The organism is Bradyrhizobium sp. SHOUNA76 (genome assembly GCF_023006445.1).
GTDB lineage: Bacteria > Pseudomonadota > Alphaproteobacteria > Rhizobiales > Xanthobacteraceae > Bradyrhizobium.
Genome location: NZ_JALBHA010000291.1, coordinates 1 through 8,231, shown reverse-complemented (window position 1 = coordinate 8,231; position 8,231 = coordinate 1). Strand labels below are relative to the sequence as shown.

9 protein-coding genes and 1 pseudogene are annotated in these 8,231 nt (G+C 64.5%); 6 read left to right on the top strand and 4 right to left on the bottom strand.

Going from position 1 to position 8,231, the window contains the following annotated elements; genetic code table 11:
- Both MOV74_RS24830 and MOV74_RS24825 read left to right on the top strand, forming a co-directional pair.
- Window positions 1-591, top strand: a 591-nt coding sequence (locus MOV74_RS24830) for a chemotaxis protein CheB (protein ID WP_309486833.1), incomplete at its 5' end; no start/stop codon positions are given.
- Window positions 588-1,460 carry a protein-glutamate O-methyltransferase CheR gene (locus tag MOV74_RS24825; RefSeq protein ID WP_246928552.1) on the top strand — a complete coding sequence of 291 codons (873 nt, stop codon included), beginning with the start codon at window positions 588-590 and terminating at the stop codon, window positions 1,458-1,460. The genes MOV74_RS24830 and MOV74_RS24825, both read left to right, overlap by 4 nt.
- Before the next feature lie 55 nt (window positions 1,461-1,515).
- Here the strand turns inward: MOV74_RS24825 and MOV74_RS24820 are convergent, their stop codons facing one another.
- The 4 genes from MOV74_RS24820 to ctrA form a co-directional block, all read right to left on the bottom strand.
- On the bottom strand, window positions 1,516-2,676 hold the full coding sequence (locus tag MOV74_RS24820; protein WP_246928549.1) for a glutathionylspermidine synthase family protein: 1,161 nt from the start codon (window positions 2,674-2,676) through the stop codon (window positions 1,516-1,518).
- A gap of 58 nt (window positions 2,677-2,734) precedes the next feature.
- The gene (locus MOV74_RS24815) at window positions 2,735-3,124 is read right to left on the bottom strand and encodes a hypothetical protein (protein WP_246928546.1); all 390 of its coding nucleotides are present in this window, start codon (window positions 3,122-3,124) and stop codon (window positions 2,735-2,737) included.
- Between the two features lies 1 nt (window position 3,125).
- Window positions 3,126-3,530 carry a DUF350 domain-containing protein gene (locus MOV74_RS24810; protein WP_246928544.1) on the bottom strand — a complete coding sequence of 135 codons (405 nt, stop codon included), beginning with the start codon at window positions 3,528-3,530 and terminating at the stop codon, window positions 3,126-3,128.
- 309 nt (window positions 3,531-3,839) lie between these two features.
- Complete coding sequence (gene ctrA, locus MOV74_RS24805; protein WP_008138878.1) at window positions 3,840-4,541, bottom strand: response regulator transcription factor CtrA; 702 nt, start codon at window positions 4,539-4,541, stop codon at window positions 3,840-3,842.
- A 416-nt stretch (window positions 4,542-4,957) separates the two neighbouring features.
- On the opposite strand from ctrA, the gene fliI reads away from it, so the two are divergent.
- From fliI to MOV74_RS24785, 4 genes and pseudogenes are all read left to right on the top strand, one after another.
- A complete protein-coding gene (gene fliI, locus MOV74_RS24800) occupies window positions 4,958-6,283 on the top strand; it encodes a flagellar protein export ATPase FliI (RefSeq protein ID WP_246928542.1) in 1,326 nt (441 codons plus the stop codon).
- Window positions 6,284-6,404: 121 nt separating this feature from the next.
- On the top strand, window positions 6,405-6,824 hold the full coding sequence (fliJ, locus tag MOV74_RS24795; protein WP_008138882.1) for a flagellar export protein FliJ: 420 nt from the start codon (window positions 6,405-6,407) through the stop codon (window positions 6,822-6,824).
- A gap of 176 nt (window positions 6,825-7,000) precedes the next feature.
- A complete protein-coding gene (locus MOV74_RS24790; protein WP_246928561.1) occupies window positions 7,001-7,546 on the top strand; it encodes a sigma-70 family RNA polymerase sigma factor in 546 nt (181 codons plus the stop codon).
- Between the two features lie 36 nt (window positions 7,547-7,582).
- Window positions 7,583-8,231 (top strand): annotated as a pseudogene (locus MOV74_RS24785) (hypothetical protein); the annotation flags it as partial.

Genomic DNA, 8,231 nt, shown 5'->3' with positions numbered 1-8,231 from the left:
ACCCAGGCCCCTAAGGTGCTGCTGATCGGCTCCTCGACCGGCGGTCCGCAGGCGCTGATGGCGCTCGTCACCGAGCTCGGCCCGGTGATCGACCGCGTCCCGGTGCTGATCACCCAGCACATGCCGCCGACCTTCACCACCATTCTCGCCGAGCACCTCGCGCGTTCGAGCCGCAAGCCCGCGGCCGAGGCGGTCGACGGCGAGCCGGTGAAGCCGGGACGGATTTATCTCGCGCCGGGCGGCAAGCACATGCGCGTCGCACGCAGCGGCGCGGACACCGTGATCGCGCTCGACGACGGCCCCGCCGTCAATTTCTGCAAGCCCGCGGTCGATCCGCTCTTCACCTCCGCCATCGACGTCTGGCACGGCAGCATCCTCTCCGTGATCCTGACGGGCATGGGCTCGGACGGCATGCGCGGCGGCAAGGACATCGTTGCCGCCGGCGGCAGCGTCATCGCGCAGGACGAAGCCTCCAGCGTGGTCTGGGGCATGCCGGGCGCGGCGGCCAATGCCGGCATCTGCGCGGCGATCCTGCCGCTCAACCAGATCGGCGCCAAGGTCAACCGCCTGTTCGCGGGAGATCGCTCGTGACGCCCACCGACTACGATTATCTGCGCAAGTTCTTGAAAGAGCGCTCCGGCCTCGATCTGTCCCCCGAGAAGCAATATCTGGTCGAGAGCCGGCTGCTGCCGCTCGCCCGCAAGGCGAGTCTATCAGGCATTCCCGATCTCGTGCTGAAGATCCGGAACGGCGACGGCCGGCTTGCGACCGACGTGGTCGAAGCGATGACCACCAACGAGACCTTCTTCTACCGCGACAAGATCCCGTTCGATCATTTGCGCGAGACCATCCTGCCGGGGCTGATCAAGGCGCGCGCGGCGCGCAAGAACTTGCGCATCTGGTCGGCGGCGTCCTCGACCGGGCAGGAGCCCTATTCGATCGCGATGTGCGTGAAGGAGATGGGCACGGCCCTCGCCGGCTGGCGCATCGAGATCGTCGCCACCGATCTGTCGCAGGAGGTGCTGGAGAAGTCGAAGGCCGGAATCTACAGCCAGTTCGAGGTGCAGCGCGGGCTGCCGATCCAGCACCTGATGAAGTATTTCACGCAGGTCGGCGAAGTCTGGCAGCTCAATGCCGACATTCGCGCGATGGTGCAGTTCCGCCAGCTCAATCTGTTGCAGGACTTCTCTCATCTCGGCACCTTCGACGTGATCTTCTGCCGCAACGTGCTGATCTATTTCGATCAGGACACCAAGGCGGTGATCTTCGAGCGGATGGCGAAGGGCCTGGAGGCCGACGGCACGCTGCTGCTCGGGGCTGCCGAATCCGTCGTCGGCATCACCGATGCGTTCCGCCCCATCGCGGATCGCCGCGGTCTCTACCAGCTCAACCCCGCGCGCTCCGGCCGCCCCATGGCCGGATTGATGCCGCCGTCGTTGAAGATCGCCGCGGCGCGGTGATTCTCCTCGTCATTCCGGGCTCACTCGCTTCGCGAGCGCCCCGGAATGACAAGCCTCACAAAATCGCATGCGGCAAAAACCGCGAGCGGTTACCCGTGATCGGGCTCTCGTCCTCGCGGATCGACAATCCGCACGGTTCGTGGTTCACCAGCCAGCTTCCAATCACCGGATAGAATCCGGAAAAATTCGGCAGCGGCGCTAGAGCCTGCCGCACAAAGCCTTCGGCTCCGTAAGGGCCTGCCTGCTCGTCGAGCGCCATGCCGCCGGACACGATCGTGACATTGGCGCCTTCGCGCGACAGCAGCGGCTTGCGCACATAGGAGCTGCCGAGTTCAGCGGCGCGCGGATCGTCCTCGAAGAAGGCCGGCAGCAGATGGGGGTGGTTCGGAAACATCTCCCAGAGCAGCGGCAAAATGCCTTTGTTGGACAGCACCGCCTTCCACGGCGGCTCGATCCAGCGCGTCGGCGCGTCCTTCAGCTTGGCACCGAAGGCGTCGTGGAACATCCACTCCCAGGGATAGAGCTTGAAGGCCAGCGTGATATCGCCATCGTCGAGATCGACGAAGCAGCCAGGCTCATCGCGCCAGCCGACCTGCTCGATGTCGAGCAGCCTGGTCGAGAGCCCGGCCTGGCGTGCGGTGTCTTCGAGATAAGCGAGCGTGCCGGCGTCTTCCTGATTGCCGGTGCTGCCGGTGAGATGGACGTGGCGGCCGCCGGCGATCTCCTTCCACGCCGCGATCAACCGCTCGTGGATGGAGTTGAACTGATCGGCACGCGCGGGGATGACACGGCGTTCGATCGCCTGTTCGAGCCAGGTCCATTGGAAGACGGCAGCCTCGAACAGCGAGGTCGGCGTATCCGCGTTGTATTCGAGCAGCTTGGCCGGACCCTTGCCGTCGAAACTGAGATCGAGCCGGCCATAGAGGCTACGGTCGTCGCGCTTCCAACTCTCGACGATCAGGCTCCAGAACGCTTCCGGAATCTGCAAGCGGCGCAGGTGCCGCTCGTCGCCGATGACGCGGCCGGCAAGCTCCAGGCACATCGCCTCGATCTCGCCGGTCGGCGTCTCGATGCCACGCTCGATCTCGTCGAGCGTGAAGCCGTAATAGGCGCGCTCGTCCCAATAGCGTTCGCCGTCGATGGTGTGGAAGACGAAGCCGCATTGCGCTGCGGTCTCTCGCCAGTCGTCGCGCTCGAGACAGGTGATGCGCTGCATGTTATTTCCTGCGCATGATCTTGCCGGAAAACCGGTGGCCACTTTTCCGGATCATGCGCTAGCCGCCGCCCGAGAAGCCATGGCCGAACGAGCCGAAGCCGCCGCGGCTCACGCTGCTGTGGCCGGAATCGGACGACGTTCCCGACGAGGATTGGCTCGAGGAATCGCTGCTGAAGAAGCTCGATCGCGACGACCAGCGCGAGCTGCCGCTGCTCGAGGAGCTGCTCCTGCTGCTGCAATTGGTGCTCGCCTGCAGCGCCGGGTCCGTCCCGGGCGGAGCGGGCTCGCAATTCCCCGGCATCATCGTGTAGGCGGTGGTGCCGACCGCGAGCGTGCCCATCACCAGCAGCGCGACATGGCCGGAGCGCTTCACCGGCGATCGCACAGGCGGTGGCTCGCCGACCGGCCGGCGCTTGCCGAACTCCTTTTTGGAGGGTTTGTCGGCCATGTCAGTAGATCATGCAGGCGGCGTTCAAAAGGCCCGCGGCGAGCGAGGACAGGCCAAGCCAGATCGCCGGGGCAAGCTCGCCGGCAGAGATCCGCGCCGACAGGTTCGGCACCGGGACCTTCACGAGGAAGAACACGATGATCTGCACGATTAGCGCGATCGTCGCCCAGATCAGGCAGTCCAGCACATTGGCCGAATGCGCGATCGCGCTGACCAGCGGCGCCACGAAGCCGAGCAGGCTCAGCCCGAGCGCAATCGCCGCGGCCGGCTCGTTGTCGCGGATCAGCTGGAACTCGTTATGTGCCGTGATGCGGGTGTAGACGAACAGATACGCCACGATCGCGATCAGCCCGGTGCAGAAATAGACCAGGAAGGCGGGCAGGCCGGCAAGTGATTGCAGGATCATCGTTCCCCCATCGTGCAGCGACCATTCGTCGGCGGGGGAAGGATAGCGGTTCAAACGTTAAGAGAGAGGAGGCCGTAGCCGCGATGGTGGTGCACGTCTCCCGCTTGCGGGGCAGGTCGGCGCGAAGCGCCGGGTGGGGGTTCTCTCCACACAGGGATTGTCCCGATGTGGAGAAACCCTCTCCCCGGCCCTCTCCCGCAAGCGGGAGAGGGAGAAGACGTCCCAAAAAAACAAAACCCCGCCATTTGCGGCGGGGTCCAGGCTGGGAGGAGCAAGCCCGAAGGGGGCCTGCGACGTAAACCCAGGAGATCAGGCGGGAATGCGCTCTTCGTGCTCGTGCGGCTCGCGCAGCACGTAGCCGCGGCCCCACACGGTCTCGATGAAGTTGCGGCCCTCGGAGGCGTTGGCCAGCTTCTTGCGGAGCTTGCAGATGAAGACGTCGATGATCTTCAGCTCGGGCTCGTCCATGCCGCCATAGAGATGGTTGAGGAACATTTCCTTGGTCAGGGTCGTGCCCTTGCGGAGCGAGAGCAGCTCCAGCATCTGATATTCCTTGCCGGTCAGATGCACGCGCTGGCCGCCGACTTCCACCGTCTTGGTGTCGAGGTTGACGACGAGGTCGCCGGTCTGGATGACCGACTGGGCATGGCCCTTGGAGCGGCGCACGATCGCGTGGATGCGGGCCACCAGCTCGTCCTTGTGGAAGGGCTTGGTCATGTAGTCGTCGGCGCCGACGCCGAGACCCTTGACCTTGTCCTCGATGCCGGCGAGGCCGGAGAGGATCAGGATCGGTGTCTTGATCTTGGAGACCCGAAGCTGCTTGAGCACGTCGTAGCCGGACATGTCGGGCAGGTTGAGGTCGAGAAGGATAATGTCGTAATCGTATAATTTACCGAGATCGACGCCTTCTTCCCCCAAATCGGTCGTGTAGACGTTGAAGCTCTCAGACTTCAACATCAGCTCGATCGACTGCGCGACGGCGCTGTCATCTTCAATCAGCAAAACGCGCATGCCAGTTCCCCATAGTCGCCGCTCCTGGGCGTCAGGTCGGCCGCATTCGCGGCACTCAACAAAACGCCTTTGAACAACTGATTCGGATCCTGACAACAGATGGTTAACAAACTCTGATTCTGGAACGCAAGTCCCCCCGGTGCAATTTTTGTCGAATCGCCCTAAGGTCTTGCGCGTGAAGCAGCTTTCGTCACCCAGCTCCGTTCAAGTTCCACTTTAAGAGACGGGCCTAACCGACTCCCGAGACTCAGCCTTCTTCTGAAGGGGAGTCACGCTCAGTCACAAAGACAGTGACGCAATGATTAATGATGCGGGTAAACACGAAGTTAAGCTCCGTTCAGAAATATGGCGAAACTTAAGGTTTTCACCGTGAAGTCCCGGATGTCCAAGGCGCGCACCTTAATGAAGGCCCTCCGATGAAGGCTTTGGCCGAACAGATCGGCGACATCGACGGCGTCAATATTTACGGCCGCGTGGTCGGCGTCCGCGGCCTGATGGTCGAGGTGGCAGGACCTATTCACGCGATGTCGGTCGGCGCTCGGCTCGTGATCGAGACCGGCGCCAACCGTTCGATTCCCTGCGAGGTGATCGGCTTCTCCGGCAACAACGCTGTCGTGATGCCGTTCGCCGGCCTCGACGGCGTGCGCCGCGGCTGCAAGGCCGTCATCGCCAATGCCGCCAATCAAGTGCGGCCGTCAGCGGCCTGGCTCGGCCGCGTCGTCAATGCGCTGGGCGAGCCGATCGACGGCAAGGGGCCATTGCCGCAAGGCTCATCGCCGATGCCGTTCCGCAATACGCCGCCGCCGGCGCATTCGCGCAAGCGGGTCGGCGCGCCGCTCGATCTCGGCGTGCGCGCGATGAACACCTTTCTCACCTGCTGCCGCGGCCAGCGCATGGGCATCTTTGCAGGCTCCGGCGTCGGCAAATCGGTGCTGCTGTCGATGCTGGCGCGCAACGTCGATGCCGCGGTCAGCGTCATCGGGCTGATCGGCGAACGCGGCCGCGAGGTGCAGGAATTTTTGCAGGACGACCTCGGCGAGGAGGGCCTGGCGCGTTCGGTCGTGGTGGTCGCGACATCCGACGAGCCGGCGCTGATGCGCCGCCAGGCGGCGTATCTGACGCTCGCGGTCGCCGAATATTTTCGCGACGAGGACCAGGACGTACTCTGCCTGATGGACTCGGTGACGCGCTTTGCCATGGCCCAGCGCGAGATCGGCCTGTCCGCCGGCGAGCCGCCGACCGCCAAGGGCTACACGCCGACCGTCTTCACCGAGCTGCCGAAACTGTTGGAGCGGGCCGGGCCGGGTCTCGGCGAGGGCGCCATCACCGCGATCTTCACGGTGCTGGTCGACGGCGACGACCATAACGAACCGATCGCGGATGCGGTCCGCGGCATCCTGGACGGCCACATCGTGATGCAGCGCTCGATCGCCGAGCGCGGCCGCTATCCCGCGATCAACATCCTCAAATCCGTCTCCCGCACCATGCCGAAATCGGCCGATCCGCACTTCTGGCCCGTCATCCAGAAGGCGCGGGCGGTGATGGCGACCTATGCCGACATGGAGGAATTGATCCGTCTCGGCGCCTACCGGGCCGGCTCCAGCCCCGAAGTCGACGAGGCGATCCGCCTGCACGAGCCGCTGGAGGCCTTCCTGCGCCAGCGCAAGGACGAAAATGCATCACTGGCGGACGGCTACCGCCAGTTGGCGCAAATCCTCGGCAATTTGGAAACGGAACGCTAACTTTGTCCCGTCATCATCCCATCCCACAGAGTAGCAGAGCCGGTCTGGGCCCCCATCGGGCCCGTGGGGTGACCGGTATCGTCCCACGTGCAGCGGGGGGACTTCTGGGGAGTACGAGTCGATGAAGTCACGAGATACCCTCATTCGCCTGAAGAAGTTTCAGGTCGACGAAAAGCGCCGCCGGGTCACCCAGATCGAGACCATGATCGCCGACTTCCAGCGGATGTCGACCGATCTCGAGCGCGAGATCACGACCGAGCAGGAGCGTGCCGGGATCAACGATCCCTCGCACTTTGCCTATCCGACCTATGCCAAGGCTGCGATCCAGCGCCGCGAGAACCTGACCCGCTCGGCCGACGAGCTCAAGGGCCAGCTCGACGAAGCCAAGGCCGCGCTGGCCGAGGCCTTCGAGGAGCTGAAGAAGGTCGAGCTGCTCGACGAGCGCGACCAGGCCCGCGAACGCGCCGAAGAGAATGCCCGCGAGCAGGCCGACCTCGACAGCATCGGCCTGATGCGCGCCCGCATCGGCGCCGTCGCCTGAGCCGCTAGCAGCCAGATCGCCTTGGAATTTGCCAGGCCCGGACCGCAAGGTCCGGGTTTTTCGCATGTGCTGTCCACAGTGTGGCACCGCACCCCTTGGTGGTCGGCTTTGCCGCGCGCTATGGTGGTGCGGTGCCAGGGCTTGCGCGGAACGCGAGGGCCTGTTTGGGGGGCGGAATGCTGACGCCAGCAGAGCTGGTCGGGTTGATTGAGGCGGTGGCAAAGGGCGATCAGGGCGCGTTCGAGCGCCTCTACGCCGCCACGCGCGCGAAACTCTATGGCGTCGTGCTCCGTATCTTGCGCCGACAGGATCTCGCAGAGGAGGTTATTCAGGAGACCTACGTCAAGATCTGGAACAGCGCCGGCCGGTTCGATCCGGCGTTGTCGTCGCCGATCACGTGGATGGCCTCGATCGCGCGCAACCGTGCGATCGACATCGTGCGCAAGAAGTCGGAAGTCTCCATCGAGGAAGAGCCTCAGGCGATGGAGGTCGCGGCCGACAGCCCCGACCCGCTGGCGCGCCGGGAGATGACCGAAGAGTTGAAGCGGCTCTTGGAATGCGTCGGCCGGCTCGAGCCGGACCGTCAGCGGCTCGTGCTTCTCGCCTATTACAACGGCTGGAGCCGCGAGCAATTGGCGGAGAAATTCGCCGCTCCCGTCAACACGGTGAAGACGTGGCTCCGGCGCAGCATGTTGGATATCCGGGAATGCCTGGGATTGTGATGGCTTGATGATGAGGATGGTTCTGGACTGCAATTGATGGCTTACACGGAGGACCATATCGCGCTCGCCGCGGAATATGCGCTCGGCACCCTCGATGCCGATGAGCGCGCGCAGGTCGAGACCATGATGGCGGTGGACGAGGCATTCGCCGCGATCGTGCAGGCCTGGGCCTTCCGGCTCGGCGCGCTCAACCAGATGGTCGGTTCGGTCGAGCCGCGTCCGATCGTGTGGGAGAACATCAGGTCCGAGATCGCGCGCACGGCGCTTGCGCAGCAGCCGCCTGTTCTGGCCGAAATCGCGCCGCCACCCATCCCGCCGATCGAAACTGCGCCGCCAGAAGCGCCGTCGGAGCAGCCACCGCAACCGCAGCCGCAGCCTACCGAAGCAGGGCAGCCCGAGCCGATGCGCTCTGGGTCCGATGCGATTGCTGATATCGCGCCGGTCTTCATGCCGCAGATCCACGCACCCGATCCCGAGGTCGTCCGGACGCCGCAAGTGCCAATCGTCGACGATGGCAATGTGATTCGTCTCGAGGGTCGCGTGAAACGTTGGCGCTCGATCGCATCCGCCGTCGGCGCGCTTGCGGCCGCGCTGCTCGTCACGCTGTCGCTTCAGCTCTTCCTGCCCGATGCGCTGCCGGGGGCCTTGCGTCCCGCGCCGCGCATCCAGACGGTGGAAGTGAAGA

What these genes read in the sequence shown, in the direction of transcription:
- fliI (WP_246928542.1), top strand. Translation starts at nt 4,958, where the DNA reads ATGAAGGCTTTGGCCGAACAGATCGGCGACATCGACGGCGTCAATATT.
- fliJ (WP_008138882.1), top strand. Translation starts at nt 6,405, where the DNA reads ATGAAGTCACGAGATACCCTCATTCGCCTGAAGAAGTTTCAGGTCGAC.
- MOV74_RS24810 (WP_246928544.1), bottom strand. Translation starts at nt 3,530, where the DNA reads ATGATCCTGCAATCACTTGCCGGCCTGCCCGCCTTCCTGGTCTATTTC.
- MOV74_RS24820 (WP_246928549.1), bottom strand. Translation starts at nt 2,676, where the DNA reads ATGCAGCGCATCACCTGTCTCGAGCGCGACGACTGGCGAGAGACCGCA.
- ctrA (WP_008138878.1), bottom strand. Translation starts at nt 4,541, where the DNA reads ATGCGCGTTTTGCTGATTGAAGATGACAGCGCCGTCGCGCAGTCGATC.
- MOV74_RS24815 (WP_246928546.1), bottom strand. Translation starts at nt 3,124, where the DNA reads ATGGCCGACAAACCCTCCAAAAAGGAGTTCGGCAAGCGCCGGCCGGTC.
- MOV74_RS24790 (WP_246928561.1), top strand. Translation starts at nt 7,001, where the DNA reads ATGCTGACGCCAGCAGAGCTGGTCGGGTTGATTGAGGCGGTGGCAAAG.